The sequence below is a fragment of the Collinsella sp. AM33-4BH genome (assembly GCF_003469205.1).
Taxonomy (GTDB): Bacteria; Actinomycetota; Coriobacteriia; order Coriobacteriales; family Coriobacteriaceae; genus Collinsella.
This window is the reverse complement of the sequence record NZ_QSIN01000011.1, coordinates 1-26,782: the sequence shown is the minus strand read 5'-3', so window position 1 is coordinate 26,782 and position 26,782 is coordinate 1. Positions and strand designations below refer to the sequence as shown.

Genomic DNA, 26,782 nt, shown 5'->3' with positions numbered 1-26,782 from the left:
GTAAAGTTGAAATAAAGATTCGACCATGCGGCAAGTCCATATTCGAACTGGCAAGCTGAGGATAGCCGAGCTCTCGATAGCGCAGGAGGCATCTTTCGCCACCGCAATTCCGCTCGGCGCGAGTTGCACGCCGTGGGGCGCAAACGGGACACGCCTCCGCGAGCGGTCCGCACCCAATGTGGCAAAATCGAACTACTAAGGGGGCTCAGAATGCTCAAGATTATTGCCTGCGACGATGACGTCGCTTTTCTAGATAGACTGCACCGGATGATCGACCGTTGGTCGATCGAGACGGGCACGGCGGTCGACGTTGTGCTCGTCACGCGCGGCGAGGACCTGCTGGCGCGCCATGCCGCGTCGCGCGCCGACATCATCCTGCTCGACATGATCATGCCGCTCGTCAACGGCATGGACACCGCACGCGAATTGCGCCAGGCCGATACCGCCGTGCGCCTGGCGTTTCTCACCTCATCGCCCGAGTTTGCACTGGAGTCCTACGAGGTCCGCGCCTTCGACTATCTGCTCAAGCCCGTGACTTACGAACGCCTGGCGCAGTTACTCGACGAGCTTTCGAGCATGCGCCCGGCGGCAACCGACGAGCTCGTGATCAAAACGTCCTTTGGCTACCACGCCCTGCGCCTGTCCGACATCGAATATGCCGAGGCGCGCAACAAGCACGTGGTCTTCCACCTGCGCGACGGACGCGATATCGAGGCACTCGAGTCGTTCCGCAGCGTCGAGGACCGTTTGGCGCAAAATGCCACCTTCTTTAAATGCCACCGTAGCTACCAGGTCAACTTGCGCAACATCGACCACTTCAATCGCACGGACATCGTCATGCGCTCGGGCGCGTGCATTCCGCTGTCGCGCAGCAGCAAGCAGGGGTTCCAAGACGCCTACTTTGCGGTGCGCTTTGAGGGCGGGAGGCGCTGATGATCTCCTCGGTCGAAATGGTCCTTTGGGCAATCCACCACGCCACGACGCTGCTCTTTGGCGTCTTTGCTTCGGCGGCGCTGTGCGGTATCGAAATCAATCGACGCCATGCACTCGAGTTGGTGGGGGTCGGAGCCGCAACCGGCGCTGCCTTTTCGATCGCCAATGTCGTTGGCGGAGAGCTTTTTGCCCGTCAGGTCTATCCGCTCGTCGTGCACTTGCCGCTTACCGTCTACCTATGCGCGCGCTACCACTTGAGTCCGCTACTCGCGACGTTGGGCGTCACCAGCGCCTATCTGAGCTGCCAGTTCAGCAATTGGATGGGCATCGCCGCATTTGCCGCAACCGATTCTCAGATCGCGTACTATCTGGCGCGCATCGCTACCACGCTCGGCGTCTTTGCCGTCCTGCTGCATTGGGCCGGCGACATTGGACCCCGCCTGGCGATTAAAAGCCCCACCGAGCTGGGCATCCTTTTAATCCTGCCGCTCGTCTATTACATCTTTGACTACGCCACCAACGTCTACACCACGCTGTTCCACTCGGGCTCGGTGGTGACAGTTGAGTTTTTGGCATTTGCGCTCTGTGCCTTCTATCTTATGTTTCTTGCCGTTTACCTGCGCGAATACGAAGAAAAGGAAACCGCCGAGCGAGAGCGTTGGATGCTCGAAACCCGCGACAGCGCCGCCATCAAAGAGCTCGAGGCTTGGCGTCAATCTGGGCGCGAGCTGTCGATTCTTCGCCACGATATGCGCCACTTCCTACGCGGCCTGGCCACTTTAATTGAGGAGGGCCACACCGACGAGGCGCTCAAACGCATCGATGAGCTCTGCGAAGCCGGCGACCGCACCGCCGTACGCCGCTTCTGCGCCAACGAGACCGTAAACATCGCGCTTTCGTCATTCAACTCAGATATCAATAGAAACGGCATTACCGCCAACCTGCGCGCCGCCGTACCCGAAACCGTCCACGTAGGTGACGCCGACCTGTTTAGCGTGCTCTCAAATGCCTTGGAAAACGCTATCACCGCCGCAAGCGCCGCACCCCAAGGAAAGCGATTCGTCGACCTTGACCTGCGACTTGAGGACGGCCAGCTGTTGCTGTTAGTTTCCAACACGTTTGACCGCGCGCCGCGCATGGTCGACGGCATGCCCGTGACCCGGCATGCGGGCCACGGCTTTGGAACCAAGAGCATCAAACTTGCCGTGGAGCGCATGAACGGCAACTGCCAGTTCCGCATTAACGGCGATCGGTTTGAGCTGCGCGCTGTGATGTAGAAGTACGGCGCCGATCTCGCGGCGCGCCTCGCCCGCCAGGCAATCGCTCGCCGGTGCCGATCCGCTACAGTGGAGCGACCGCCGGGGTCAGCTGCTTGATGTAGGCCCACATGCGCTGCTTGGCCGCTTTGTCGGTCAGCGCCGCCTCAAAGCCATCGAGCGCGAGCACGCGGCGGCCCTGCACATGGGCGACCAGGCCGGGCTTGAGCATGGCGGTGTCGAAGTCATCAATCGCCACGAGCATATCGGCGTAGGTTTCGCGCATGACATCGGCCGCGCTGTTATCGAGCAGCAGCACCGCCTCGGGATCCAGAGCCTCAAGCGCCTCGCGGAACAGCTCGCACGGCAGAGTCTCGCCCACCGCGACCGCTCCGTCGCCTGCGCCGGCGACGCTTGCCAGCACGCAAAAATCCTCGGGCGCGTAGCCGATGGCCCCAAGCGCCTTGCGCAGCGCAGCACCGTCCGGACCGGCAGCCAGCTCGCCGCCCGAACGCTCGGCCTCGTCCAAATCGCCTTTGACCAGCACGATCGGCGAGCACGCGTTGCCCACGATGCGCACGCCACGGACCGCAAGCGATGTGAGCTCCTGCTCGGCCGCCTGGGCGATGGCTTCTTTTTTCTGGCTTTGTGACGTGGACATGCGCTCTCCAATCGTTTGCGTGCCCACCATTATATAAAAGAGCTGCCCGCGAGTGGTTGCTTTGCGGGCGGCTGGGTATAAGCACGGTCGTACTGAGTTTTACGCGGCCGAGCCGCGTCGTATTATGGAGGTCACCATGGCTGACATTAAGCAGATTACCCCCGAGAACTTCGATTCCATCGTTAACGACAGCCTGCCCGTGCTGGTCGATTTTTGGGCGCCGTGGTGCGGGCCCTGCCGATCGCTCTCGCCCATCGTTGACGAGGTTGCCGATGAGCTGGCGGGCAAGCTTGCCGTTGCCAAATGCAACGTCGACGACAACCAGGACCTGGCCATGAAGTATGGCGTCATGAGCATCCCCACGCTGATTGTGTTTAAGAACGGCGAGGAGATTGACCGCTCGGTTGGCGCTCTGCCCAAGGCGAGGCTGCAGGCGCTGCTGGAGAAGCATCTGTAATACGCTTGTTACTTGCCCGCCGTCCATGAGCGGTTTTGCACCGCTCGCCGGACTGCCGGGTGCGGCGCGTGCGACCACGGATAGTATGGTAGTTACAAACAGCCCCCAGTGAACGGGTGCGAGTCACACAGACTCGTACCCGTTTTCTTATGCAGCAGCGCATAGAGCGAGCGTAGTAAAATCTGAACCACTGAACTGCCCCATACAAAAGGAGATTTTCCATGCATGATGTTGGAATGAACATGAGCCAGCTTGCCATGAGCGTCAAACAGGTCGACGACACCATCGAGCTCGCTCACGAATGGAGCCATCAGTTGCTGCATGCGACCGAGAATTTTGACATGGAGCGCATCGGCGCCAAGCTCGAGGCCGCCATGGCCGCGTTGCACGAGGCGCATGACGCGCTCGAGGGCTACGAGGAAGCCATCGAGGCCGACCACAACTCCGTCGGCTCCGTGAAGCTGGTGTAAGGTGGCCGAACACGAGCACGGCTGCGGGTACGAGCACGAGCATCCGCACGGGGCGGACGGTGACGCGGGCTGCCACTGTAGTGGCTCCGGCTCCGAGCTGGTCCGTTTTTCGGTTACCGCACCGGATGACCTGCTGCGCCGTTTTGACGAACAGATCGCGCGCCGCGGCGACGTGGCCAACCGCTCCGAGGCCGTGCGCGACCTGATTCGCGCCTCGATCGCCAAGGAGCAGATGCGCACGCCCGACGAGCATGTTATCGGGTCGCTCACCATGATCTACGACCACCATACCGGCGACCTGACGCGCCGTCTGGACGAAGTGCAGCACGACTACACCGACGAGATCGTATCGACCATGCACGTGCATCTGGATCACCACAACTGTCTGGAGATCCTGGCACTCAAGGGTCGCGGCGAGCGCGTCTACGAACTAGCCGATCGCCTGCTGGGCCTGCGCGGCGTTAAGCACGGCGAGCTCACGTGCGCCGCCACCAAGCAGAGCCTGGGGCTGTAGCGCACCTACCAAAAAGGGACAGGTTTGTTTTGGCAGGTTTAGCGTTTTACCTACCAAAATAAACTTGTCCCTTTTTGGTCGGTTTTGATGAGGAGTGTCGCATGCGGCATGTGCATATTCATGTGACGGGCATTGTGCAGGGCGTTGGCATGCGACCATTTGTGTATCGCGAGGCCATGGCGCATGGCATTTGCGGATGGGTGCTCAATGCGGGCGACGGCGTACATATTGAGGCGCACGCTCCGGCCGATGCGCTCGATGCTTTTGTTGCCGCGCTTTCTGAGCATGCGCCCGCGGCGGCTCGCGTAGAGCATGTCGAGGTTGTGGACTTGGGGCCTGGCGGTTGGAGTGCTGCCGATGAGCAGGGCTTTCGCATTGTGGCATCGCAGGACCAGACCGCGCACACGACGCTCGTCTCGCCCGATATCGCTACCTGTGACGATTGTCTGCGCGAGTTGTTCGATCCCGCCGACCGACGCTATCACTACCCCTTTATCAACTGCACTAACTGCGGCCCACGCTTTACCATCATCCGATCGTTGCCTTATGACCGAGCGGCCACGTCGATGGATTGTTTTCCCATGTGTCCCAAGTGTGCCGCGGAGTATGCCGACCCACTCGACCGGCGTTTTCACGCGCAACCCGATGCCTGCTTTGATTGCGGGCCGCATATTACGTGGCGCGAGGCTGTGAACGGCGATGCGTGCGGGAATTCGTCCGCGACACCGGCAGTCGGCACCACACGCGAGGCCAGCGACGCCATTATCGAGCGCTGCGTTGAGCTGCTGGCCAGCGGTGGCATCGTCGCCATCAAGGGCCTGGGCGGATTTCATCTAGCCTGTGACGCCGCCAGCGAGCAGGCGGTGGCCGAGCTGCGCCGTCGCAAACGCCGCAGCAACAAACCACTTGCCGTCATGATGCGCGACCTTGCCGACGTTGAACGCCTATGCCATGTCAGCGACGTTGAGCGCGGCTTGCTGGCCGGCAGCATTCGCCCCATTGTGCTGCTGCGCCGACGTACTGCTTGCGAGAGCGGCGGCTCCCCCGACGCCCTCGCGCTCGCGCCGTCCGTCGCGCACGACCTTCCAGAGCTCGGCATCATGCTCCCCTATACGCCGCTTCAACATCTGTTGCTTGCCGCGGCAGAAGCCTGCGGTATGCACGCGCTCGTCATGACCAGCGGAAACCTGAGCGAAGAACCCATAGAAACCGACGACGATCTTGCCTGGGAACACCTCGTTGCCGCCGGCATCGCCGATGCATTGCTCGGCAACGACCGCGCGATCCTCTCGCGCTACGACGACTCTGTAGTGCGCGTGGTCGACGGCGCCGTTATGCCCGTGCGCCGCGCTCGCGGATATGCACCCCAGCCGTTGCCGTTGCCGGCGCTCGACGGCGCTCCGTCCTGCGTGCTCGCCTGCGGGCCACAACAAAAGGCCACGATTGCGCTCACGCGTGAAGGGACGAACGGCGAGGCAACCTGTTTTGTGTCGCAGCATATCGGCGATGTCGAAAACGGCGAGACCTTCGATGCCTGGAACGCCGCGCGCACGCGCTTGGAAGATCTCTTTGACTTGGCGCCCGCCGCCTTGGCCTGCGATTTGCACCCCAGCTATCTATCGAGCCAGTGGGCGCGCGAGCAGGCACGGGAGCACAATCTGCCGCTCGTCGAGGTGCAGCACCATCATGCGCATATCGCGAGCGTAATGGCCGAGGCCATCGCCGCGGGCCAGCTTACAACCGACGCGCGTGTCCTTGGCATCGCCTTTGACGGCACCGGCGCCGGCACCGATGGGACCATTTGGGGCGGCGAGTTTCTTGTTGCCGGCCTTGGCGGCTTTGAGCGCGCCGCGCATTTACTCACCTGGGCGCTCCCCGGCGGGGCGGCCTCCGTGCGCGACGCCCGCCGCAACGCCTTTGCCCTGCTCAGTGAGCTCGGTCTGCTCGAGCACCCAGGCGCCGCTCGGCTTTTGGGCAGCCTCGACGAGCAAACGCGCAGCGTGACAGCCACCATGATCGAGCACGGCATCAACAGCCCGCGCACCAGCAGCATGGGGCGTCTCTTTGATGCCGCGGCAGCAATTCTGGGCATCTGCGACAAGGCAACCTACGAGGGCGAGCCTGCCATAGAACTCGAAGCCGCCGCCTGGCGCGCGTTCAGCAGTGAAAGTGCCTGCCCCACCGGCAATATGGCCAGCTTTTCCGTAACCGAATCATCCCGTCCGGACGACTTCCATGTTCTGAACTCCAGACCGCTTTTTGAGGCGCTTTTGGAGGGAATCAGGACCGGCGTGCCCGCCGGCAAGCTCGCGCTCGACTTCCATGTCACCATCGCACGCGCGTCGGCCCGCATCGCAAGCGAGATCTGCGTCCGTGAAGGCCTCGATACCGTCGCGCTCTCGGGCGGTGTGTTCATGAACCGGCTTTTGCTTCAGCTTCTTACCCACGAACTTAAAGACGCCGGTCTTGCCGTTTTGGTCCCTCACGCTGTACCCGTCAACGACGGCTGCATCGCCTACGGCCAGGCCGCCATCGCTCGCGCTCGCCTCGCGCAGACGGCGTTGCGATAGGCTGTTTTGCCAGCCTGCGCGCCGCCGTCTCACAGGTGTAACGCGTTTGCTCGTGACTCCCGCGAGCGCTACCATCAACTGATGGGTAATTAGGCGCCTATCCAGCGCAAAACGTATAAAAGGGGAACATTATGTGCCTTGCCGTTCCCGGTAAAGTGGTCAAACGCGACGACGACCTTAAGGCGACCGTCGACATGATGGGCATCGAGCGCCCCGTTTCGTTGCGCCTCGTGCCGACGGCACGGGTAGGCGACTATATTCTCGTGCACGCCGGCTTTGGCATTCAGATTGTCGACGAGCAGGAAGCCCAAGAGACACTCGAGCTCGTCAATACCATGACCGAGCTGGCCGAAGAGGACCAGCTCGCCACCAATCCGGCCGAGGCATACTAGTGGCGGCGGCGCAGCCGGTTCGCTCCGGTATCGACTTTTCGGCATTTCGCGACCCCAAGCTGGCTCGCGAGCTCATCGATCGTATTCATGAGCTTGTCGGCGACCGCAGCATCAACCTTATGGAAGTCTGCGGTACGCATACCGTGAGCATTGGCCGCTATGGCTTTCGCTCCATTATGCCGACGGGACTCAAACTGCTAAGCGGCCCGGGGTGCCCCGTTTGCGTCACCGCCAACCGCGACATCGATCACGCAATCGCGCTTTCCAACATGGACGGTGCCATCATCACCACCTTTGGCGACATGATGCGCGTGCCCGGATCGTCCACCTCGCTTGCCGCGCAAAAGGCGGCGGGGCGCGACATCCGTATCGTCTACTCTCCGCTCGACGCACTCGACATTGCCGAGCAAAATCCCGAACGCCCGGTCATCTTTATGGGTGTCGGCTTTGAGACCACAACGCCCACCATTGCCGCCGCTATCCTGGAGGCCGACGCGCGCGGGCTCCAGAACTTCTCGGTCTACTGTGCTCACAAGACCACGCCGCCGGCTCTGCGTGCGATCTCCAACGACCCCGAGACGACCATCGACGGCTTTATCCTGCCTGGTCACGTCGCTACCATCACAGGCCTGGCGCCCTTTGAGTTTTTGGTCGATGAGTTCGAGACCCCCGGCGTAGTCACCGGGTTTGAGCCGGTCGATATCTTGCAGGGCATCTGCATGCTGGTCCAGATGATTGTCGAGGGGCAGCCCGCGATCGACAACGCCTACCGTCGCGGCGTCAATGCCGACGGCAATCCCGTGGCGCGCCAGCTGGTTGAGCAGGTATTTGAGCCGTGCGATACCACATGGCGCGGGCTGGGGCCGATTGCCAACTCGGGCCTTTCCATCCGCCCTGAGTTCTCGCGCTTTGATGCGTGCGCCCGCTTTGATATGCCCGTTGAGGCGACGGTCGAGCCACGCGGATGCCGCTGCGGCGACGTGCTGCGCGGTGCCATCACACCGAGCGACTGCCCGCTGTTCGGCCACGCATGTACGCCCGAACACCCCGTCGGCCCCTGCATGGTGAGCTCCGAAGGCAGCTGCGCAGCGTACTACCGCTACCGCGACTGCTAGGTTCCGCCGTTCTAACGAACGGCGGACCGGCCGACGCTGCGCACCATTCAGGCGAGCGATTTGCCTTTCAATCGTCGACTGCGGGCAAAAGCCCAGCAGCCTCCTCTTTCAAGGCAACTCACTTCGTCTGAATGGCGCTCGCTGACTTTTACTTAACATCGATTCTGCCACACTCGGCTATTGCCGATTCCACCCACGATTGGAGTTTTCGATATGTCCCGTACTGCCACCGATAGCACTGTCCTGCTGGGCCACGGCTCCGGCGGCCAGATGATGAAGCGCATTATCGATGAGGTCTTTCTGGATGCCTTTGGGTCGCCCGAGCTGCTCGCGGGCAACGATGCCGGCGTCGCCGCGCTGCCCGCAAGCGGGCGAATCGCCATGTCGACCGACAGCTTTGTGGTAACGCCGCAGTTCTTCCCCGGCGGCAATATCGGCCGCCTCGCCGTATGTGGAACCGTCAACGACGTCGCGACCTCGGGCGCCAACGTGCGCTACCTCTCATGCGGCTTTATCCTCGAAGAGGGCTATCCCATGGACAAGCTGCGCCAGATTGTGCAAACCATGGCCGAAACAGCGCGCGAGGCGGGCGTGTCCATAATCACCGGCGACACCAAGGTGGTCGAGCGTGGAGGTGCCGACGGCGTCTACATCAATACCGCCGGCGTGGGCGAAGTGCCCGCGGGCGTAGCGCTCAGCGGTGCAAACTGTCGGCCCGGCGATGTCATCCTGGTGTCGGGTACGCTAGGCGACCACGGCATCGCCATCATGAGCCAGCGCGAGGGCTTGGCGTTTTCGAGCAACATCGAAAGCGACGCCGCACCGCTCAATCATCTGGTTGCCGACGTGCTCGCCGCCGCCCCCGACACCCGCTGCTTCCGCGACCCCACGCGCGGCGGCCTGGCATCCACGCTCAACGAGTTTGCCCAGGCCAGCGGCGTTGCCATGGAGATCGACGAGGATGCTGTGCCCGTGCGCCCCGACGTGCAGGCCGCCTGCGAGATGCTCGGCTACGATGTGCTGCAGGTGGCAAACGAGGGCAAGATGGTTGCCGTGGTGCCGGCCGAGCAGGCCGATGCCGCGCTGGCAGCCATGCGCGCCGCGCGCTACGGCGAAAACGCCGCGATTATCGGTCGCGTGCTGCCGCTTGCCGAGGACACCCGTCCCGCCGTGCGCGTACGCACCGGCTGGGGATCGACCCGCATCCTCGACATGCTCGTAGGAGAACAGCTTCCGAGAATTTGCTAGGGCGGAACCGCACGGTCGGCGCGATGCGGCTTGATATCCCTGGAGATGTTCAGATTCCAGCCACGCCAGACACGTAAGCCCAGTATTATGAGGTGCGTTTTAAACCCAATGACGGGAGCTTTCATGGCAGCAGCTTTTTCCCATGTGATTTTTGATTTAGACGGCACCATCCTCAACACGCTCGAGGACCTGGCGGCCGCCGGCAACCATACCTGCGAGACGCACGGCTGGCCTACGTTTGCCGTCGACGAGTACCGCTACAAGGTGGGAAACGGCATGCTCAAGCTGGTTGAGCGCTTTATGCCCGCCGAGTATGCGGGCGACGGCCGTATGTTTGAGCAGACGCTTGCCGAGTTTAGGGCTTATTACGGCGAGCACAAGGAGGACCACACCGCCCCCTATGCCGGTACGATCGAGATGCTCGACCGCCTGCGCGCCGCGGGTGTGCAGCTTGCCGTGCTCACTAACAAGGACCACGTCTCGGCGGCTCCGCTTATCGAGAAATACTTTGGTTCCGAGCGCTTTGCGCTGGCGCAGGGCCGCGTCGATGCGTTTCCTCCCAAGCCCGAGGCGCCTGTTACGCTGCATGTGATGAAAGAGCTAGGCGCCGACCCGGCAACCACACTCTATGTGGGCGATTCCAATGTCGATGTTCTGACCGGCCACAACGCCGGCCTTAAGAGTGCGGGCGTCAGCTGGGGCTTCCGCGGCCGCGCAGAGCTGGAAGCCGCCGGCGCCGACTACGTGGTGGACACCCAGGACGAGCTCGCGGCGCTGATTCTGGGCGAGTAGCGGGGCTGTCGCTCAACACGGCTGCATAGATTCTGTCGCGCGGAAAGCGCATCCCGTTTTGCCGCCTCAGAATGGGATGCGCTTTCCGGTTGAGCCTTGTCGGGGAAACCGCATCCCGTTTCAGAGCAGTATTCCGGGTCTCACTTTCCGCAACCCACCCCATCCGGAAACCGTGACCCGCTATTCGGCCAAATACCGGCTCGTATTTTCCCGAGCATTCGATGCAACGCTGGCGCAAGGAGTGTCCCCAACTGCCGGCAGAAAAGGAACGTCCCCAACTGCCATCTTCGGCAGCGATGACAACGCCACAGGTACAAGTGCCACCTAAGCCAGCCAAGGAAACGCCGTTGTTTTGGCAACGACAGCGAAAGCCCGCCAGAGCGAGCAAGGTGCCTTGAAACGAGGCGGCATTGACCTTCTGGTCATGCCGCCGAAGTTGAAAGGCAGATTGCCGCTCTGGCGGGCTTGCAGCGTCGAGCAGTTACGGCGTTTGGTAAAACGCCGTAACAAACTACCGCGTAACTCCCCTAGTTCATCATTGCATTCATCATCTCGGTGGTTGCGGAATCGTCAGCAGACCACTCGCCATCGTCATTGGCGGTGTACTTGAAGGTAACCTTGGTGTCCTTGGTCTTAGCGGCCTTGGTCACGTCGACCATGACCTGGCCGGCCATCTTGTACAGGTCGTCCTCGGAAGGCATCGTATCGAGCGCCGCGATCTTCTCCTGATACTGGGTGGCGAAATCTTCAACGATCTTGTTCATGGACTTGCAGGTAATGGTGACATCGGCAGTCGCGGTGCCCTTGTCCTCGTCGACCGTCACATCGCCGATCTTGTAGTCAAAACCCTCGAGATAGCTCTTGGCGTACTCCTTGGGATCGATGCCCAGCTGCTCGAACTCGTCGCCCGAGGCCTCTTCCAGGCCGGCGAGGAAGTCGTCGCCGCCGTTCTTGACCTCGTCAAACTGCGTCGTAAGATCCTCGGTGATGAGCTCCTCAACCGAAGGACCTCCGCAGCCGGAAAGCACAACCACGCACGCGACCAGAACAGCCATCAGGGGCGCAAGCAGCAGCTTCTTCTTCATGACATTCCTCCCAACAAGCGGCACCGCGCTTCCCGACGCGGTGCGCGTCGTAACAATAAGGCCATACTAGCCGATAACGAACACCCCCGGCAAAGCAAAGGCGCAGTCGGCTCGATTTAACGTCCGAACGGTTTACCGGTCCGCCCAACGCGCAATAAAACGTTCCGCCGCATTGCAATAAAAAAGGGCGGCCGGATAACCCGACCACCCCAAAACACCCTTATGTTGCCGCAGACTACTTGCGGACGACCTTGACGATGGCATCGCCAGCGGAGACAGCGGAGTCAGCCTCGACGGCGAGCTCGACGTCGGCGAACTCGGCGGTGTTGGACACAGCCACGACGACGCAGTCCTTGTAGCCGGCAGCGGCGATCTTGGCGCGGTCGATCTTGAGCATGGGCTGACCAGCCTTGACGACGTCGTCGGCCTTGACGAAGCCCTCGAAGCCGTCGCCGTTCATGTTGACGGTATCGACGCCAACGTGCACCAGAACCTCGATGCCGCTATCGGACTGCAGACCCACGGCGTGGCCCATGGTGACGGTCACCTTGCCGTCGCAGGGAGCGTAGACCAGATCGTCCTCGGGCCACACAGCGCAGCCCTTGCCCAGAACCTCGCCACCAAAGACGGGATCGGGCACGTCGGCCATCTTGATGACCTTGCCCTTGACGGGCGAGCACAGCACGTCGGCGCCGGCAGAAGCAGAGATGGAGGCCGGAGCAGCGACAGCCGCGGGCTCAGCCTTCTTCTTGAACATGTCAAACAGACCCATACGTTTTCTCCTCTTGATTAAGCGCAACGTTGTGCGCATGCCTATGGTGATTATAGTGCCAAATGGTTCAAATGCTAAGGTGGGGACTCGAATCGCGAGCCCATCCCAACGCTTTTCCCCGGTGGCACTCATATTGTCGATTAATCCAGGCCCTCGGCACCGTTGGACTTGATGATCTTCTGGTAGGCGTAGAAGCTGTCTTTGCGGCGTCGCTCGTAGGTACCGGTGCCGTCGTCGTACTTATCGACGTGGATAAAGCCGTAGCGCTTGCGCATCTCGCCCGTGCCGGCGGAAACCAGGTCGATGGGGCCCCACCAGGTGTAGGCGATCAGGTCGACGCCGTCGGCAATGGCCTCGCCCATGGCCTTGACGTGGCTCTGCAAGTAGGCGATGCGATACGGGTCATGGATGGAGCCGTCCTCCTCGACCTCGTCGTAGGCGCCCATGCCGTTCTCGACCACCATCAGCGGAATCTCGTAGCGGGCGTAAATCTCGTTGAGGGCGATGCGCAGGCCCAGCGGATCGATCTGCCAGCCCCAATCGGTGGACTCCAGATAGGGGTTCTTGCCGCCAAAGGTCATGTTGCCCTCGGTCATCTCGTGATCCTTGTGGGTGCCCACGGTGCCGGACATGTAGTAGCTAAAGGTGTAGAAATCGACCTTGCCGTCGGCGATATCCTGCAGGTCGCCGTCCTCCATCACGAGCTCGACATCGTTTTCGGCCCAGAAGCGCTTGGCATAGAACGGATACTTGCCGCGCACCTGCACGTCGGAGCAGTACCAGTTCATGGTATTCATCTCCTGCTGCGTGGCGAACACGTCGGCCGGATCGCACGTGGCGGCATAGGAGAGGATGAAGCAGTCCATGTTGCCCATCTTAAACTGCGGATAGTGCTCGTGGGCATAGCGCACGACGCGGCCGCTGGCGACAAACTGGTGATGCAGGGCCTGATAGCGCTGCTGAGCGGTGGTCTTGATGGCGCTTGCCGGGCCCTCGAAACCCTGGATCAGACCGGTCTCCATCATGGCGCCCATGTCCTGAGTGCCGCAGTTGATCTCGTTGAAGGTGAGCCAGAACTTGACCTTGTCCTGATAGCGGTCGAAGACGGTCTGGCAGTACTTCTCAAAGAAGCCGATGAGCTCGCGGCTCGCCCAGCCGTTGTATTTCTCGACCAGGTGATAGGGCATCTCGTAGTGCGACAGGGTCACGAGCGGCTCGATATTGTGAGCGCGCAGGCAGTCGAAGACGCGGTCGTAAAAGGCGAGGCCGGCCTCGTTGGGCTCGGCGTCGTCGCCGTTGGGGAAGATGCGGCTCCAAGAGATGGACATGCGGAACATGTTGAAGCCCATCTCGGCGAACAGCGCGATGTCCTCCTCGTAGTGATGGTAGAAATCGATGCCGTCATGATTGGGGTAGAAGCGGTTGGGGTCGATGTCGATCGTAATCTGGCGCGGTTCCTTGTAGCTGCCGCCCAAGAAGTGGTCGTCGACCGACGGACCGCGGCCGTCCACGTTCCAAGCGCCCTCAAACTGATTGGCGGCGGTAGCGCCACCCCAATAGAAACCCTCGGGGAATCCCATAAGTGCCTCCTCGCTCATGCGTGTTGCTGATGAAACGAGTATGCCGCCGAGTCGCTCCAGGCCAGGGCGAAGGCGCCGATTTGGACACTTCTTTTCGCAGACGCGCGCTGCAACAGCGCTGCAGCTGAAACTTTTTGACACCGAAGGAGCGAAGACGATCCGCTCCGCGCTTACCGGCGGTATGCCGCGGGGGTGCAGCCATACTTGTCGTGAAACTTACGGTAGAAGAAGCTCATGTTTTCATAGCCCACCGCATGCGCAGCCGCCCCGGCCGTGGCGCCGCCGCACAGAAGCTCGGCCGCACGTACCAGGCGTCGCTCCTGCACAAGCTGCCTAAAGGTCTTGCCCACATGCCGCTTGAGGAGCGCCGTCGCATAATTAGGGCTCAAGCCAAACTCCGCCGCCATCCCCTCGAGGGAGCACGCGGCGAATTCGCGATCGATATAGCCGAGCATTCCCGTCACCAGGGCAGTGGGCCCCGCCGCGCCGTCCGCCGCGCCGCGCACCAGCTCGCGCTCGTAGCAATCCATGAGCTCGGCCAAAAACAGCTGAAACAGACGCAAGACGATCTCGGGACCGTTGGGGCTCGGGTCGTACAGCTCGCAGAGCATCTCCTGCATGTAGCGCCGAATCCGACGGCTCTCGCCGCAATGAAAACGGACATGGCCCCGATGGTCCGTCTCGCTGTTGAGCGCGTTGAACAAAAACCGCGAGACCGCGCTCTCGCGCGAGAGGCTCGACTCGAGACTCCGGCGCAAAAAAGAGCGTGAAACGGTCATGCTTAGCATGATGTCGTCCTCACCAAGCGCCGCCACGGCATGCGGGCAGAGGGCGTCGAGCAAAAGCACCTCGTTGCGGCCCAGCTCGAGCCTCTCCCCCGCCACCGTCTGCGGGCAGCGTCCGCGATACACATAGCTCAGCTCCACGTAATCATGCACGTGCTCGGGAACTGCATTAAAGCGCGAGTTTTTCCTTATCGTCAGGCCACGCGGCATGCCGGGCTGGGCATAGGCAAACCCTGGCTGCCCAATCTTGCGCACTGGGCATCCGTCGATTTCGACATGCTCGGTCATAATCGACCAATCAAATGCCATGCCGTCTTTATAAGCGATCTCACTGGTGCTCAGTTCGCTGAGCCTACGCTCGAGCTCGTCGATCTCCATGGCTTGCCAATCGTTGATTTGGTCATAGTTCGTCGTGATTCAGATATTAGCAGAACGCGCCGACGCGTCCATAATCTGTGCTATGCAGCAGATCGATCGAGCCAAGGAGGATCCATGACCGCGTACTATCAGCAGGTGCTCGAGGGCACATACGACAACCACGTGCTTCCGTTTTTGTGGATGAAGGGCGAGAGCCATAAGACCATTGCCGAGTATCTGGAAAAGATCGCCGGCGCCGACATCCACGAGGTCTGTCTCGAAAGCCGCCCACACCCCGATTTTTGCGGCGAGGGCTGGTGGCGCGACTTGCGCTTTGTCATTGACGAGTGCAAGCAGCTGGGCCTTAAGCTCTGGATCTTGGACGACGCGCACTTCCCCACGGGCTTTGCCAACGGCGTCGTCAAGGAAGCCGTGCCCGAGCTCCGCAAGATCGTGCTCACGCACCGCACGTTCGACATCGTGGGCCCCACGTCCGCCGCAAGCATCGCGCTCGCCAACATGCTCGACAAAACGGAGCGCTTCCACGGCGTGACATTTATGCAGGACGGCAGCCCCGTCGACGTCGCTTACCGAGTAATCGACGATGTAGACGGCAACCCCAGCCGCCTGGTCTTCGATGCACCTGCGGGCCTCACACAGGCATGCGTGATGTTCACGAGCGGCAAGACCTCCTACAACGAGGACTACATCAATATGGTCGACCGCGCCTCGGTGGCGCAGCTCATCGATGCTGTCTACGAGCCGCATTTTGAGCATCTGGGCGATGAGTTTGGTAAGACGATCCTGGGCTTTTTCTCCGATGAGCCCGGATTTGCCAACGAGAAGGGCACCACGGGCCCCGATGGCATCTCGGACACGCTCATCGGCAAGGCCACCGCGCCCCTACCCTGGTCGGCCGAGCTTGAGCGTCGCCTACGCGCGGCACTGGGCGAGCGCTACCTGGCCGAGCTCCCGCACCTGTGGGACCGCGAGCCGGCCGGCGCGCACGTACGCCACGTCTATATGGACATCGCGAGCACCCTCTATAAGGAGTGCTTCTGCGACCAGCTCGGAGACTGGTGCCGCGCGCGCGGCGTGCAGTACATCGGCCACGTTATCGAGGACAAGGACTGTCACGCGCGCCTGGGCGTGGGCGCCGGGCACTACTTCCGCGCCGTGGGCGGTCAGGACATGGCGGGCGTCGACATCGTGATCAACCAGCTGGTACCCGGCATGGACCGCGGCCTTCACAGCTACGGACGCGGCGTGTGGAACCTCGAGTTCTATAACTACGTGCTGCCCAAGCTGGGCTCCTCGGCAGCACACCTCGACCCCAAAAAGCAGGGGCGCTGCATGGCCGAGGTCTTTGGCGCATTTGGATGGCACGAAGGCCTACGCGAGATGAAGTGGATCGCCGATCATTTTTTGGTGCGCGGCGTCAATTGGTTTGTGCCGCATGCCTTTAGCATGGCCGCCTTCCCCGACTGGGACTGCCCGCCGCATTTCTATGCGCATGGCCAAAACCCCCAGATTGCACACTTTGGGCAGCTCATGAGCTACATGAACCGTACGGCGAGCCTGCTGAGCGGCGGGCGCGCAACGACCCCGGTGGCGCTTCTCTACCATGCGGACGCCGAGTGGGCAGGCGAGGCGAACTTTATGCAGCATGCCGCCTCCGAGCTTTTGCGCGCGCAGGTCGACTTTGACATCGTGCCGGCAGAGGCATTTGAGGACGCAGGGCGCTATGCCATTGAAATTGCCGCAGACGGTAGCGGCTTTAGCGTGAACGGCCAGGCATACCGCTGCCTGGTGATGCCCGGAGCCGAGTTTGTCGGCGGAGCCGTGCTCGACTTTGCCGCGCGTGCCGCAGCCGCAGGTGTTGCCGTGTACGCGCTGGATGAGCTGCCGAACAAGCGCTACGACGGTGACACTGCAGGCCGCGAGGGCTTTGCCTCCCTGGATGCAGCCGCGGTCGCCGACATCAAGCTCCTGGCGACCACCGAGCTCGCAGACACACTTGCCAATACCGGCATGCAGACCGTGGTTTGCGCCGAGCCCCAGCCCTGGCTGCGCGCACTGCGCTACGAGCGGGCGGGCGAGAGCTATCTGATGCTCGTCAACGAGCATCCCAAGCAGGGTATCTCCACTCAGATTGCGCTTGCCGACGGCACACCCGTTGCAGGCGCGCGCCTCGACCTGCTCAACGGCACCGAGCCCGCCGCCTTTGACGGCACGCTCGAGCTGGCTCCCTACGAGAGCTGCATCGTGGTCCTTGGGGCTACAGGTTCCGTTGCTGTGGCAACCGCCGAAGACGAAGCCACATGCGTCGACGGGCCCTGGGCGGTTGCCTTCTCTGCCCCTGGCACCGATGCCTTTGGCGAGTCTGTTGAGCTTGCAGACCTGCGCGACCTTTCCTCGGCCGAGTTCCCCGGCAAGGCCGGCACATTCCGCTACCGGGCCTCCTTTGTCCTGGGCGAAGCGGCCACCCGCACCGTCATCGACCTTGGCGAGGTCTTTGAGACCGCAACCGTCACCCTCGACGGCAAATCCCTCGGCACACGCATCTGTCCGCCTTACCGCTTTGAGGCCGGCGCGCTTTTGGCCGGCGAGCACGCGCTTACGATCGATATCATCAACACCCTCGACCACGCCGTCCCCGACATGTTCGGCATGACCGAGCCCTCCGATCCCAGCGGCCTCTTGGGGCCCGTACGCGTGCTCGGATAGCAGCCCGAGCGCAAACAACTCGGGCAGGGCACGCCCTATGTTGAGCCCGCGCAGCGTCGAGCGGTCCGTCGTTCATAGACCGGCGGACCAAAACTCCCAGCCAAGCCGAACGTTTTATTTATCGCTATGATTGGTTTATCGCGACGCAAACGCATAGGAGCCATATGGATATCAGGCGAAAGATCACGCAGGGCAAAAGCCTCACCCCCACCGAGCAACAACTTGGGCGAACGGCCCTCGCCATGGGCGAGGATGTGCGCGGGCTTTCCATTAAGGAATTTGCCGCGTGCGCCAACGTTTCGGTCGCGAGCGTGCACCGCTTTTGCAAAAAGCTCGGCCTCGAGGGCTTCAAAGATCTCAAGGTCGAGCTCATCCGCCAGGCGACCGAGGCGGGCAACCGGCGCGACGTGGACATCAACTTTCCCTTCGATGCCACCTCCACCCCTGCGCAGGTGATGGAACGCATGGAGGGGCTCTACCAGACCACCTTGGCCGAAACGCAGGAGCTGCTCGACCCTGCACAGCTCAACCACGCCGCCAAGCTCATCATGCGCGCCGGCACCGTGGACATCTACACGGGCTCGCATAACCTGTATCCAGCGGGAATGTTCCGCGATCGCCTGCTTTCCGCCGGCAAAAGCGCGACGTGCCACGACAGCGTCGAGGCTCAGGTGCGCACGGCGCTCGCCTCGGGTCCCGACCATGTGGCAATCATCATCTCCTACAGCGGCCTTGCCCCCAACCTCAAGGAGATCTTGCCGATCCTTAGCAGTCGACATGTCCCGGTCATCGTCATCGGCACGCCGTACTGTGCCCGCATTCACCCCGGCTTTGCCGCCTATCTCACGGTAAGCGACCACGAGAGCATGACGCACCGCATCACGCAGTTCGCCAGCCATATCGCCGTGCAATACGTACTCGATTCGCTCTATAGCAGCTACTTTGCCAAAGATTACGCCCGCTGCTCCGAGTTCTTAGAGCGCTCGTTCCCCTACACCCGCCTCCCCGGACTCAAGTAACAACGAGCGAGGATTATTGGACACTCAAATAACGAGCGTGGATAATCTCCCGTTTTTGACCTGGATGCAGGCTCAAAGTGGGAGATTATCCACGCTCATTTTGCGGGTAGTCATTGGGGACGTTCTTGAATGATTAGTCGTTTAAGAACGTCCCCAACGACTACATCAGGAGTGTCCCCAGGTGTCGGCAGAAAAGGAACGTCCCCAAGTGCCGCATCTGGACCAGGACAACGCCGATGTTTTGGTAGCGACAGCGAAAACCCGCCAGAGCGAGCAAGGTGCCTTGAAACGAGGCGGCATTGACCTTCTGGTCATGCCGCCGAAGTTGAAAGGCAGATTGCCGCTCTGGCGGGTTTGCAGCGTCGAGCCGTTACGCGGTTTGGTAAAACCGCGTAACTAACGGAGGCGGAACCTACTTGACGCCGTACTGCTCGTAGTAGGCGTCGATGGCGGTCTTGAGCTCGTCGTCGATGACAACCTTGCCGTCGATCTCGTGGTTGTAAAGGGTCTCGACGACCTCGGCCATGGAGACGATGCTCGCGACGGGGAAACCGTACTTGGCCTCGATCTCCTTCTGCGCGGTGGTCACGCCGCCCTTGCCGACCTCCATGCGGTTGAGGGACACGATCAGGCCCTTGATCTCGACATCGGCAGCAGCCTTGACCTTGGGATAGGTCTCGTCGATGGACTTGCCGCTGGTGGTGACGTCCTCGACCATGATCACACGGTCGCCGTCCTGGGGCTCGTAGCCCAGCAGGTTGCCCTTGTCGGCGCCGTGGTCCTTGGCCTCCTTGCGATCGCAGCAGTACTTGACCTCCTTGCCGTACAGCTCGTGGTAGGCAATTGCGGTCACGACGGCCAGCGGAATACCCTTGTAGGCCGGTCCAAACAGCACGTCAAAGTCGTCGCCAAAGTTATCGTGGATGGCCTGGGCGTAATACTCGCCCAGCTTCTTGAGCTGGTAGCCCGTCACATAGGCGCCGGCGTTCATAAAGAACGGGGACTGACGGCCGCTCTTGAGCGTAAAGCTGCCGAATTTAAGAACGTCGGACTCAACCATGAACTTGATGAACTCTTGCTTGTAAGCCTCCATGCGGGCTCCTCTCGTAATCGCGTACGTGCCTTCCAGTTTAGCGCAGGCAGGGCGCGTTGCGGGCGCGCTTTGGGGCCTCGGCATTCTGTAAAGGCTTTGTCAGGGGCAATGGTTTTCCAAACATTGGGGTTGACACGGCAAACCCCCTCATCAAGAATACGGGCGGATTGTAACGGGTACGAGATACCCAAAGCGCGCCGCGCCCGGCCTTAAGGAGGTGTGCCATGGAAGGCAGTCATAGTCGAAAAACCTGCATGTCGCCCTCGGCACGCCGCGAGGATTCCGCGCACGCATAAGCGCCAACAGCCGATCGTCAAAACCACCACAAAGGTGCCTGTCCCTTTGTGGTGGTTCGAAAGCATGACGTGAGCGACATCTAGGTTTTTTGAAGCACATACGACACGTACGCTAACTCCCTTCAACAAGGAGGACCCTATGCTGATGCTCAAAACCGCCACGGTACTCGAAGCCATCTCCAAGCGCCGCCGCACGGCGCGCCCCGCCGCTCATACCGGCATGTCCAAGAACACCATATTCGCCGCCACCCATAGCGCCGAGGATGCCCTCGTGCTGCTCGACGCCACAGCCGACGGCCTCACCGCCGAGCACGCCGCCGAGCGCCTGAGCGCCGTCGGCCCCAACACCATCGAAGCGCCGACCAAGACGCTCGCCCGCCGCATCGCCGACGCGTTCGTCGATCCCTTCGCTGGCATCCTCGCCGCCCTCGCACTGGTCTCGCTCTACATCGACGTGCTCGCCGTGCCCGAGCTGCAGCGTGACCCCTCCACGGTCATCGTCATCGGCATCATGCTGCTGGTATCGGGCGGCATGAAGTTTATCCAGGAAGCCCGCAGCGGCAATGCGGCCGAGGCCCTTAAGGACCTGGTCTCCAGCACCTGCTGTGCCCTGCGCGACGGCGAGCGCGTCGAGATCCCCTTCGACGAGCTCGTCCCCGGCGATGTAATCCGCCTCTCTGCCGGCGACATGGTGCCGGCAGATGCCCGCATCATCACCGCGCGCGACCTGTTTGTGATCGAGTCCGCACTCACCGGCGAGAGCGAGGCCGTCGAGAAGACCGCTGCCGCCGCGGGTGCCGACAGCTCCGCGCTACCACTCTCTGCCTGCAAGAACATCGTCTTTACCGGCACCTCCGTGCAAAACGGCACCGCCATGGCGCTTGTCGTTGCCACCGGCTCGGACACCTACCTGGGCGGCATCGCCAAGATGCTCAACGGACGCGGCGAGAAGAGCGCGTTTGACCGCGGCGTCTCGAGCGTCTCCATGCTGCTCGTGCGCCTCATGCTCGTTATGGCGCCGGCGGTCTTTGCCATCAACGCCGCCACCAAGGGCAACGTCATCGACGCGCTGCTGTTCGCCACGAGCGTGGCCGTGGGCATCACGCCGCAGATGCTTCCCGTCATCGTGACCACGAGCCTGTCGCAGGGCGCCAAGGACCTCGCCCGCCGCCAGGTTATCGTCAAGGAGCTGCCGGCGATCCAAAACCTCGGCGCGATGGACGTCCTGTGCTGCGACAAGACCGGCACCCTCACCGAAGACCGCATCGTGCTCGAGCGCTACCTCAACACCGACGGCAACGAGGATGCGCGCGTGCTGCGCCATGCGTTTTTGAACAGCTTCTTCCAGACCGGCCTCAAAAACCTTATCGACCTGGCCGTCATCGACCGTGCCGATGTGACGCCCTCGACCGTCGTGCCCGATTCTATGCTGGGCCAGAGCCTGCGCGACCGCTATACCAAGGTCGACGAGGTGCCCTTCGATTTCTCGCGCCGCCGCCTGAGCGTAGTTGTCGCCGACGCCCAGGGCAAAACCCAGATGGTCACCAAGGGAGCTGCCGAGGAAATGCTCGAGATCTGCTCCTTTGTCGAGGTCGATGGCGCCGCCCAGCCGCTTACCGAAGATAAGCTCGCCCAGATTCGCAAGCAGGTCGCCGGGCTCAACGCCGAGGGCCTGCGCGTGATTGCCGTGGCGCAGAAAACCAATCCGCGCTGCGTGGGCGAGTTTGGCATTGCCGACGAATGCGACATGGTGTTGATGGGCTTTTTGGCCTTCCTCGATCCGCCCAAGGCGAGTGCCGCGGGCGCCGTCGCCACGCTCGAGGCCAAGGGTGTGGCGGTCAAGGTCCTGACCGGCGACAACGACCGCGTCGCCGCCACCGTCTGCGAACAGATCGGTATCGACGCGAGCAACGTCTTGCTCGGCTCCGAGATCGATGCGCTCGATGACGCCGAACTTGCCGAGCGCGCCGAGAACACCCACCTCTTCGCCAAGCTCTCGCCTCTGCAGAAGGCGCGCCTGGTGCGCGTCATGCGCGAGCTGCTCGGTCACACCGTGGGCTTTATGGGTGACGGCATCAACGACGCCGCCGCCATGCGCGCGAGCGACTGCGGCATCTCGGTCGACTCCGCCGTCGACATCGCCAAGGAATCCGCCGATATCATCTTGCTCCAGAAGGACCTGGGCGTGCTCGAGCGCGGCATCATCGAAGGCCGCCGCACCTACGGCAACCTACTCAAGTACCTCAAGACCACGGTGAGCTCCAACTTTGGCAACGTGCTATCCGTGACCGTCGCGAGCCTGTTCTTGCCGTTCTTGCCCATGAGCGCTCTGCAGCTGGTGCTGCTGTCGCTGGTCTACGAGATCGTGTGCATCGCGCTGCCGTGGGACACCGTCGATGACGCCTGGACTGCCCGTCCGCGCGCCTGGGATGCCGCGTCCATTAAGGGCTTTATGCTCGAGTTGGGTCCCGTGAGCTCACTGTTTGATATCGTGACTTTCGCCGCGCTCTTCTTTGTGGTGTGCCCCGCCGCCGTGGGCGCGAGCTGGGCCGAGCTTGCCGCTGTAGGCGACGTCGCAGGCATGGCGGCCTTTACGGCGCTCTTCCAGAGCGGTTGGTTTGTCGAGTCCATGTGGTCGCAGACGCTCGTGGTCCACATGCTGCGCTCCCCGCGCCTGCCACGCCCGCGCGACCACGCCGCGCCCGCGCTGTGCCTCCTCACCGTGCTGGGCCTGGTGCTCGTCACCTGGCTGCCGGCAAGCCCCATCGCCGATGCGCTGGGTCTCATGCCGCTGCCGCCAATCTTCTTCGCGCTGCTCGTCAGCATCGTCGCCGCCTACATCGCACTCACCCAGCTGGCCAAACGCCGCTACATCGCCCGCCACGGCGAACTGCTGTAACTCCACAGGCGCTCCCGTCAAAACCACCACAAAGGTGCCTGTCCCCTTTGTGGTGGTTCGCGCTGGCAGTGGCTGCCCAAAACAGCTAAAAAAGCCCCGTCCCAAATGGGCTAGTCCTTGGGCGCCCAGGACCAGAAAAAGTTGATGAGGGCCACACGTGAGGAGGCGCCGGTCTTTTTGTTGATCGAGGCGATATGACGGTAAAGCGTGGAGCGCGAAAGGAAGAGCGTTGCGGCGATGTCTTGAACACTCTCGCGCGATGCGACCAAGGCCTCCAAAATATCGCGCTCGCGCTGCGTAAGCTCAAAGGCGACGGCGAAGGTATCGAGACGCTCGTCGAGTGTGGACTCCGGCACCTCTGCGGGGGCGGGCTCGCTCTGGGCGGATACGGGATCCGTGCCAAGGTCGCTAGCAGCAAACGCCAGGTCGCCGCGCACTTCAACGTCATAGACCTGATGCCCAGACTGTCCCAGCAGCGAGATCGCAATGCCCACAAGCAGTACAAGCCCCACGCCCACTGCCAACAGCACGTTCTGGCTCGAGACAATCGCCACCGCCGGTGCCGTCACGAGCATCGCGCAAACGTTATTGATGACGCGGCCCATGCACGGCCACAGATACGACCAATGCGCATACACCGAAATGGCGGCAAACTTCGCCGTGAAAAACACCACGAAGAAGCCCGCACCCAGATAGAAGATGACGGTGGCGGCAAGTATGTTGGCGCCGTTGGCATCGGTGATAAGCACAGCGAATGAGAGCGTGGACAACATGGCGGCGCAGGTCATGATGATGTTCATACACGAGCGCCCGCGCAGGTCAAATAGGGCGCCGGCGAGCAGAGCGCTCACGCCCATCAGCAAGCGCGACCAATCGCCCAAGTCAACGGACCCGGCGGCGTGCGAGATCGTGAGCCCCGCATTGAGGGCGGCAAACACCCCGGTAAGGCAGGCGGTTGCAATCGTCAGACGCACCACGGCGCGCCGAAAAGCCGCCGTTGACTCGGGATCGTTTCGCCATTTGGCGCCAAACTCCGATGCATCCACCGAAAGCTCGGAGATATCGGGTTCAGGCCCAAACTCAGATTCGCCGCGCAGCTTGGCACGGCGGACGCCGTGGAGGAGCGCCACCTGCGCGACCGCACAGGCAACAAAAACAAACTGCTGCGGAATCCCCGCGGGTATCACCATGTGGCTGAACACCTGAAGCAGGACGCCCAGAGCATATGAAAGCGCCGCCGCGCGCGCCAAGTACGGCGTCCGCGCAAAGCGCCGCGCAAAGTTGGCGTGAGCGGTCGATCCGCAGTAGCCCAGCGTGCAACACGCCATCAAACCGCCGGCAATTACCACCTCAAACCGAACCGCCATAATCATCAGCAGCAATGCCGACACCAGCAGCACGCCCGTGATGTCGCTCGTCGTATCGATCGCGCGGGGGCGGCGATAGTACAGAATAGGACGCACAAAAAAGCCGATTACGCTCGCACCGACGATGAGGGTCTCGTAGGTAGCAACCTCGCTCGGCGGCACAAACTCGGCCACGCGCATGTCGAAGAGGTACTCGCCAGCCAAAAACGTAAAATAGAACAGCGCCAGGCATATAATCTCCCGAATGCCCCAACGCAAATACGCTGTTGTGTCTCCCATACCTTTCATGAATACCCCCCCCCCCCGCAGTCGCTTAATGGCCTGCAAACTCATTCTATTAGAGAACCAGTCCTAATATCGAACCTATCCTCAAAATGTCGCTAATTTGACCCCAACAGCCCACGGCGTAAACCGATTTTGAGCCGCAAGGCCCAGAAGGGGCGCGCACGGCTTGCAGCTCGGCAAGGAGTGTCCCCAACTGCCACTCATTTAAGTACGTCCCCAATGAGTGCAAGTGACGCAAGTGCCAATCAAATGACGAGAGCGGATAATCTCCCACTTTGAGCCTGTATGCAGGCCAAAAACGGGAGATTATCCACTCTCATTCTGTGGGTAGCCATTGGGGACGTTCTTAAACGACTAGTCAAACAAGAACGTCCCCAATGATTATGTCCAATGCGCTACACCAGGCGCATGGCCTCCTGGACAGCACCGTAAAGGTTGGCGTCGTTGCCGAGCTCGGCCGCCTTTATCTGCGGCACAGGAATGCCGGCAAGGGTCCCTTCGTAACTCGAGAGGGCCAGCGGCATCTGCGCACGCAGGGCATCGACGAGCTCGGGATGGCACGAGATGCCGCCTGCGATCACAAAGACCTCGGGGTCGAGCACGGCCTGCAGGTTGATGAGCTGTCCGTCAAATGCGCGAGCGTAGCGGTCGAGCGCGCGCTGCCCCGCCATGTCGCCATCCGCGATCCACTCAAAGACGCGGCGGCCGTCCACCGGAGAATCCGCAGGCAGGCCCTTCTCGGCAACGGCGGCATCGCGGAGCGCACGCCAACCGCCCGAACCCGCAAAGGAGTTTTCCATGCTCGCAGCAGTCGTGACATCGTTGCGCAAGAAGCTAAACTCGCCTGCAAAGCAGTGCGCGCCGCGCAGGACCTTGCCGTCGATGACGATACCGCCGCCGATGCCCGTGCCGATAGCGAGCACCACGCCAAAACGCGTCCCGCGCAGAGCGCCAGCCGCATACTCACCGAGTGCACAGCACCTACCGTCGTTATTGACGGCAATCGGCACCCCCAGAGCCTCGCGCATGAGCTTTCCGAGCGGACAGCCATCCATAAACGTGAGCGCACCACCGCGATGGATCGTTCCTGTGACATCTCCCTCGTAGATGCCGCCGGGCGCACTCACGCCCACGGCGCTCACGCGCTCGCGATACGGCTCGACGAGCGAGATCAGCGCCGCGACCGTCTCATCAGCCGTGGTAAAGCCCGTCGGCAGGCTTCCGCGCTCGCGGATGGAAAAATCCTCGCCCAGCACAGCCCATTTAACGGCCGTACCGCCCACATCGATTCCAAAAAACTCCTGCATGTTCACTCCTTACAAGCGTAGCCCCGGACGCGCATCGCCGCGACCATCACAGGGGCCACCCCCCTGCGATGGTCGTGCAGCAAGTCACACCCGGAGCCGATTATCTCTGTTTTACGCCTCTAATTTGGTCAGGCGAAGCATCATATACTGCTTACTTGGGAGATCGATGCGGAACTTGCCCTCAAAGGTTCCGGGAAGCTCCTCCTCCGTCATGCCTCATGTGTCCACGACACGCACCTTGTATCGAGCGCCCGCCTCGCCCACAGACTCACGAGACCACTCATTTAAGAACGTCCATTACAGTCGAAATTGTCAGCCCGGGCCCGTCTCGGGCTACGATTGAGGCGCGCCCAGAACGGGCCGCCGACCGGGCGCCCGCGCACGGCCGAACGTCCCTGCCCCCGAGAGGGCCCGTTGGGTGCTGCCGGCGCGGGACGCGCCGCCCCCGACGGCTGATAGGAAAGTGCCGGGCAGAGGCCGCGGCTGGTAATGTGAGTGCCGAGGGGGAGGCCATCCGGTCGAACGACTACCGGAAGGATACCACCGTGAAAGCGCCATCCACCAGGCCCGCGGCCGTGCTCGGCCTGGACGTCGGCAAGTCCTCCCACTGGGCCTGCCTTATCGACCGCGGCGGGGAGGTGCTGGCCAGCGCCCCCGTCCGCAACCGGGAGGGCGCTCTAGACGCGCTGTTCTCCTCCGCGCCCGCCGGCACGCTCGTCGTGGTCGACCAGTTCCGCAACATAGGGTCCCTCGCCGTGCGGCGCGCCCGCGCCGCGGGGCTGGCGGTCGCCCACCTGCCCGG

General features: G+C 62.0%; 24 protein-coding genes. 15 read left to right on the top strand and 9 right to left on the bottom strand.

Annotation, left to right across the window (positions count from 1 at the left end; translation table 11 throughout):
* Window positions 1-210: 210 nt before the first annotated feature.
* Both DW821_RS08350 and DW821_RS08345 read left to right on the top strand, forming a co-directional pair.
* A complete protein-coding gene (locus DW821_RS08350) occupies window positions 211-933 on the top strand; it encodes a LytTR family DNA-binding domain-containing protein (protein WP_118066461.1) in 723 nt (240 codons plus the stop codon).
* Window positions 933-2,210 carry a GHKL domain-containing protein gene (locus tag DW821_RS08345; protein ID WP_118066459.1) on the top strand — a complete coding sequence of 426 codons (1,278 nt, stop codon included), beginning with the start codon at window positions 933-935 and terminating at the stop codon, window positions 2,208-2,210. The genes DW821_RS08350 and DW821_RS08345 overlap by 1 nt, the downstream gene beginning before the upstream one ends.
* A gap of 64 nt (window positions 2,211-2,274) precedes the next feature.
* Here DW821_RS08345 and DW821_RS08340 read toward each other — a convergent pair whose 3' ends face one another.
* On the bottom strand, window positions 2,275-2,850 hold the full coding sequence (locus tag DW821_RS08340; protein ID WP_117778738.1) for a hypothetical protein: 576 nt from the start codon (window positions 2,848-2,850) through the stop codon (window positions 2,275-2,277).
* Between the two features lie 136 nt (window positions 2,851-2,986).
* On the opposite strand from DW821_RS08340, the gene trxA reads away from it, so the two are divergent.
* From trxA to DW821_RS08300, 8 genes are all read left to right on the top strand, one after another.
* Window positions 2,987-3,307 carry a thioredoxin gene (gene trxA / locus DW821_RS08335; protein WP_055250861.1) on the top strand — a complete coding sequence of 107 codons (321 nt, stop codon included), beginning with the start codon at window positions 2,987-2,989 and terminating at the stop codon, window positions 3,305-3,307.
* Window positions 3,308-3,528: 221 nt separating this feature from the next.
* Window positions 3,529-3,777: a hypothetical protein gene (locus DW821_RS08330; RefSeq protein ID WP_006235225.1), complete on the top strand. Its 249-nt coding sequence runs from the start codon at window positions 3,529-3,531 to the stop codon at window positions 3,775-3,777.
* 1 nt (window position 3,778) lies between these two features.
* Window positions 3,779-4,291, top strand: coding sequence for a nickel-responsive transcriptional regulator NikR (gene nikR, locus DW821_RS08325; protein WP_118205863.1), 513 nt, complete (start codon window positions 3,779-3,781; stop codon window positions 4,289-4,291).
* Window positions 4,292-4,392: 101 nt separating this feature from the next.
* Window positions 4,393-6,861, top strand: a complete 2,469-nt coding sequence (gene hypF, locus DW821_RS08320) for a carbamoyltransferase HypF (RefSeq protein WP_118066457.1) — start codon at window positions 4,393-4,395, stop codon at window positions 6,859-6,861.
* A 131-nt stretch (window positions 6,862-6,992) separates the two neighbouring features.
* Window positions 6,993-7,253 carry a HypC/HybG/HupF family hydrogenase formation chaperone gene (locus tag DW821_RS08315; protein ID WP_117637955.1) on the top strand — a complete coding sequence of 87 codons (261 nt, stop codon included), beginning with the start codon at window positions 6,993-6,995 and terminating at the stop codon, window positions 7,251-7,253.
* Window positions 7,253-8,368, top strand: coding sequence for a hydrogenase formation protein HypD (gene hypD / locus DW821_RS08310; protein ID WP_118066455.1), 1,116 nt, complete (start codon window positions 7,253-7,255; stop codon window positions 8,366-8,368). Before DW821_RS08315 ends, hypD begins: the two co-directional genes overlap by 1 nt.
* Window positions 8,369-8,581: 213 nt before the next feature.
* Window positions 8,582-9,616: a hydrogenase expression/formation protein HypE gene (hypE, locus tag DW821_RS08305; RefSeq protein ID WP_118066453.1), complete on the top strand. Its 1,035-nt coding sequence runs from the start codon at window positions 8,582-8,584 to the stop codon at window positions 9,614-9,616.
* Window positions 9,617-9,739: 123 nt separating this feature from the next.
* Window positions 9,740-10,408, top strand: coding sequence for an HAD family hydrolase (locus DW821_RS08300; protein WP_233553033.1), 669 nt, complete (start codon window positions 9,740-9,742; stop codon window positions 10,406-10,408).
* 527 nt (window positions 10,409-10,935) lie between these two features.
* Here DW821_RS08300 and DW821_RS08295 read toward each other — a convergent pair.
* The 4 genes from DW821_RS08295 to DW821_RS08280 form a co-directional block, all read right to left on the bottom strand.
* Window positions 10,936-11,493, bottom strand: coding sequence for a hypothetical protein (locus tag DW821_RS08295; protein WP_117800616.1), 558 nt, complete (start codon window positions 11,491-11,493; stop codon window positions 10,936-10,938).
* Window positions 11,494-11,728: 235 nt separating this feature from the next.
* The gene (locus DW821_RS08290; protein ID WP_118066449.1) at window positions 11,729-12,265 is read right to left on the bottom strand and encodes a PTS glucose transporter subunit IIA; all 537 of its coding nucleotides are present in this window, start codon (window positions 12,263-12,265) and stop codon (window positions 11,729-11,731) included.
* A gap of 140 nt (window positions 12,266-12,405) precedes the next feature.
* Window positions 12,406-13,845, bottom strand: a complete 1,440-nt coding sequence (locus DW821_RS08285) for a glycoside hydrolase family 1 protein (RefSeq protein WP_118066447.1) — start codon at window positions 13,843-13,845, stop codon at window positions 12,406-12,408.
* Window positions 13,846-14,015: 170 nt separating this feature from the next.
* Window positions 14,016-15,008, bottom strand: coding sequence for a helix-turn-helix domain-containing protein (locus DW821_RS08280; protein WP_117797326.1), 993 nt, complete (start codon window positions 15,006-15,008; stop codon window positions 14,016-14,018).
* Between the two features lie 114 nt (window positions 15,009-15,122).
* Here DW821_RS08280 and DW821_RS08275 point away from each other — a divergent pair, with 114 nt between their 5' ends.
* From DW821_RS08275 to DW821_RS08265, 3 genes are all read left to right on the top strand, one after another.
* Complete coding sequence (locus tag DW821_RS08275) at window positions 15,123-17,714, top strand: glycoside hydrolase family 2 (protein WP_118066445.1); 2,592 nt, start codon at window positions 15,123-15,125, stop codon at window positions 17,712-17,714.
* A gap of 164 nt (window positions 17,715-17,878) precedes the next feature.
* Window positions 17,879-18,733, top strand: coding sequence for a MurR/RpiR family transcriptional regulator (locus DW821_RS08270; protein WP_118066443.1), 855 nt, complete (start codon window positions 17,879-17,881; stop codon window positions 18,731-18,733).
* 181 nt (window positions 18,734-18,914) lie between these two features.
* Window positions 18,915-19,133 carry a hypothetical protein gene (locus DW821_RS08265; protein WP_147487039.1) on the top strand — a complete coding sequence of 73 codons (219 nt, stop codon included), beginning with the start codon at window positions 18,915-18,917 and terminating at the stop codon, window positions 19,131-19,133.
* A gap of 12 nt (window positions 19,134-19,145) precedes the next feature.
* Here the strand turns inward: DW821_RS08265 and pyrE are convergent, their stop codons facing one another.
* Window positions 19,146-19,826, bottom strand: a complete 681-nt coding sequence (pyrE, locus tag DW821_RS08260; protein ID WP_117736922.1) for an orotate phosphoribosyltransferase — start codon at window positions 19,824-19,826, stop codon at window positions 19,146-19,148.
* Window positions 19,827-20,261: 435 nt separating this feature from the next.
* Here pyrE and mgtA point away from each other — a divergent pair, with 435 nt between their 5' ends.
* Entirely contained in the window at window positions 20,262-23,021 is a 2,760-nt protein-coding gene (gene mgtA, locus DW821_RS08255; RefSeq protein WP_118066439.1) for a magnesium-translocating P-type ATPase, read from the top strand.
* 110 nt (window positions 23,022-23,131) lie between these two features.
* Here the strand turns inward: mgtA and DW821_RS08250 are convergent, their stop codons facing one another.
* The 3 genes from DW821_RS08250 to DW821_RS10210 all read right to left on the bottom strand — a co-directional run bounded on the left by DW821_RS08250 (window position 23,132) and on the right by DW821_RS10210 (window position 26,193).
* Window positions 23,132-24,676 (bottom strand): helix-turn-helix transcriptional regulator, encoded by a 1,545-nt coding sequence (locus DW821_RS08250; RefSeq protein ID WP_118258730.1) that lies wholly within the window; start codon window positions 24,674-24,676, stop codon window positions 23,132-23,134.
* A gap of 392 nt (window positions 24,677-25,068) precedes the next feature.
* The gene (locus DW821_RS08245; protein ID WP_118066435.1) at window positions 25,069-25,980 is read right to left on the bottom strand and encodes an ROK family protein; all 912 of its coding nucleotides are present in this window, start codon (window positions 25,978-25,980) and stop codon (window positions 25,069-25,071) included.
* Window positions 25,981-26,091: 111 nt separating this feature from the next.
* The gene (locus DW821_RS10210) at window positions 26,092-26,193 is read right to left on the bottom strand and encodes a DUF5605 domain-containing protein (protein WP_158567560.1); all 102 of its coding nucleotides are present in this window, start codon (window positions 26,191-26,193) and stop codon (window positions 26,092-26,094) included.
* 332 nt (window positions 26,194-26,525) lie between these two features.
* Between DW821_RS10210 and DW821_RS08240 the strand changes: the two genes are divergently transcribed.
* The coding region (locus DW821_RS08240; protein WP_147346320.1) for a transposase at window positions 26,526-26,782 on the top strand (257 nt) is incomplete at its 3' end.

What these genes read in the sequence shown, in the direction of transcription:
- DW821_RS08350 (WP_118066461.1), top strand. Translation starts at nt 211, where the DNA reads ATGCTCAAGATTATTGCCTGCGACGATGACGTCGCTTTTCTAGATAGA.
- DW821_RS08345 (WP_118066459.1), top strand. Translation starts at nt 933, where the DNA reads ATGATCTCCTCGGTCGAAATGGTCCTTTGGGCAATCCACCACGCCACG.
- DW821_RS08340 (WP_117778738.1), bottom strand. Translation starts at nt 2,850, where the DNA reads ATGTCCACGTCACAAAGCCAGAAAAAAGAAGCCATCGCCCAGGCGGCC.
- trxA (WP_055250861.1), top strand. Translation starts at nt 2,987, where the DNA reads ATGGCTGACATTAAGCAGATTACCCCCGAGAACTTCGATTCCATCGTT.
- DW821_RS08330 (WP_006235225.1), top strand. Translation starts at nt 3,529, where the DNA reads ATGCATGATGTTGGAATGAACATGAGCCAGCTTGCCATGAGCGTCAAA.
- hypF (WP_118066457.1), top strand. Translation starts at nt 4,393, where the DNA reads ATGCGGCATGTGCATATTCATGTGACGGGCATTGTGCAGGGCGTTGGC.
- DW821_RS08315 (WP_117637955.1), top strand. Translation starts at nt 6,993, where the DNA reads ATGTGCCTTGCCGTTCCCGGTAAAGTGGTCAAACGCGACGACGACCTT.
- hypE (WP_118066453.1), top strand. Translation starts at nt 8,582, where the DNA reads ATGTCCCGTACTGCCACCGATAGCACTGTCCTGCTGGGCCACGGCTCC.
- DW821_RS08300 (WP_233553033.1), top strand. Translation starts at nt 9,740, where the DNA reads ATGGCAGCAGCTTTTTCCCATGTGATTTTTGATTTAGACGGCACCATC.
- DW821_RS08295 (WP_117800616.1), bottom strand. Translation starts at nt 11,493, where the DNA reads ATGAAGAAGAAGCTGCTGCTTGCGCCCCTGATGGCTGTTCTGGTCGCG.
- DW821_RS08290 (WP_118066449.1), bottom strand. Translation starts at nt 12,265, where the DNA reads ATGGGTCTGTTTGACATGTTCAAGAAGAAGGCTGAGCCCGCGGCTGTC.
- DW821_RS08285 (WP_118066447.1), bottom strand. Translation starts at nt 13,845, where the DNA reads ATGGGATTCCCCGAGGGTTTCTATTGGGGTGGCGCTACCGCCGCCAAT.
- DW821_RS08280 (WP_117797326.1), bottom strand. Translation starts at nt 15,008, where the DNA reads ATGGAGATCGACGAGCTCGAGCGTAGGCTCAGCGAACTGAGCACCAGT.
- DW821_RS08275 (WP_118066445.1), top strand. Translation starts at nt 15,123, where the DNA reads ATGACCGCGTACTATCAGCAGGTGCTCGAGGGCACATACGACAACCAC.
- DW821_RS08270 (WP_118066443.1), top strand. Translation starts at nt 17,879, where the DNA reads ATGGATATCAGGCGAAAGATCACGCAGGGCAAAAGCCTCACCCCCACC.
- pyrE (WP_117736922.1), bottom strand. Translation starts at nt 19,826, where the DNA reads ATGGAGGCTTACAAGCAAGAGTTCATCAAGTTCATGGTTGAGTCCGAC.
- mgtA (WP_118066439.1), top strand. Translation starts at nt 20,262, where the DNA reads ATGCTGATGCTCAAAACCGCCACGGTACTCGAAGCCATCTCCAAGCGC.
- DW821_RS08250 (WP_118258730.1), bottom strand. Translation starts at nt 24,676, where the DNA reads ATGAAAGGTATGGGAGACACAACAGCGTATTTGCGTTGGGGCATTCGG.
- DW821_RS08245 (WP_118066435.1), bottom strand. Translation starts at nt 25,980, where the DNA reads ATGCAGGAGTTTTTTGGAATCGATGTGGGCGGTACGGCCGTTAAATGG.
- DW821_RS10210 (WP_158567560.1), bottom strand. Translation starts at nt 26,193, where the DNA reads ATGACGGAGGAGGAGCTTCCCGGAACCTTTGAGGGCAAGTTCCGCATC.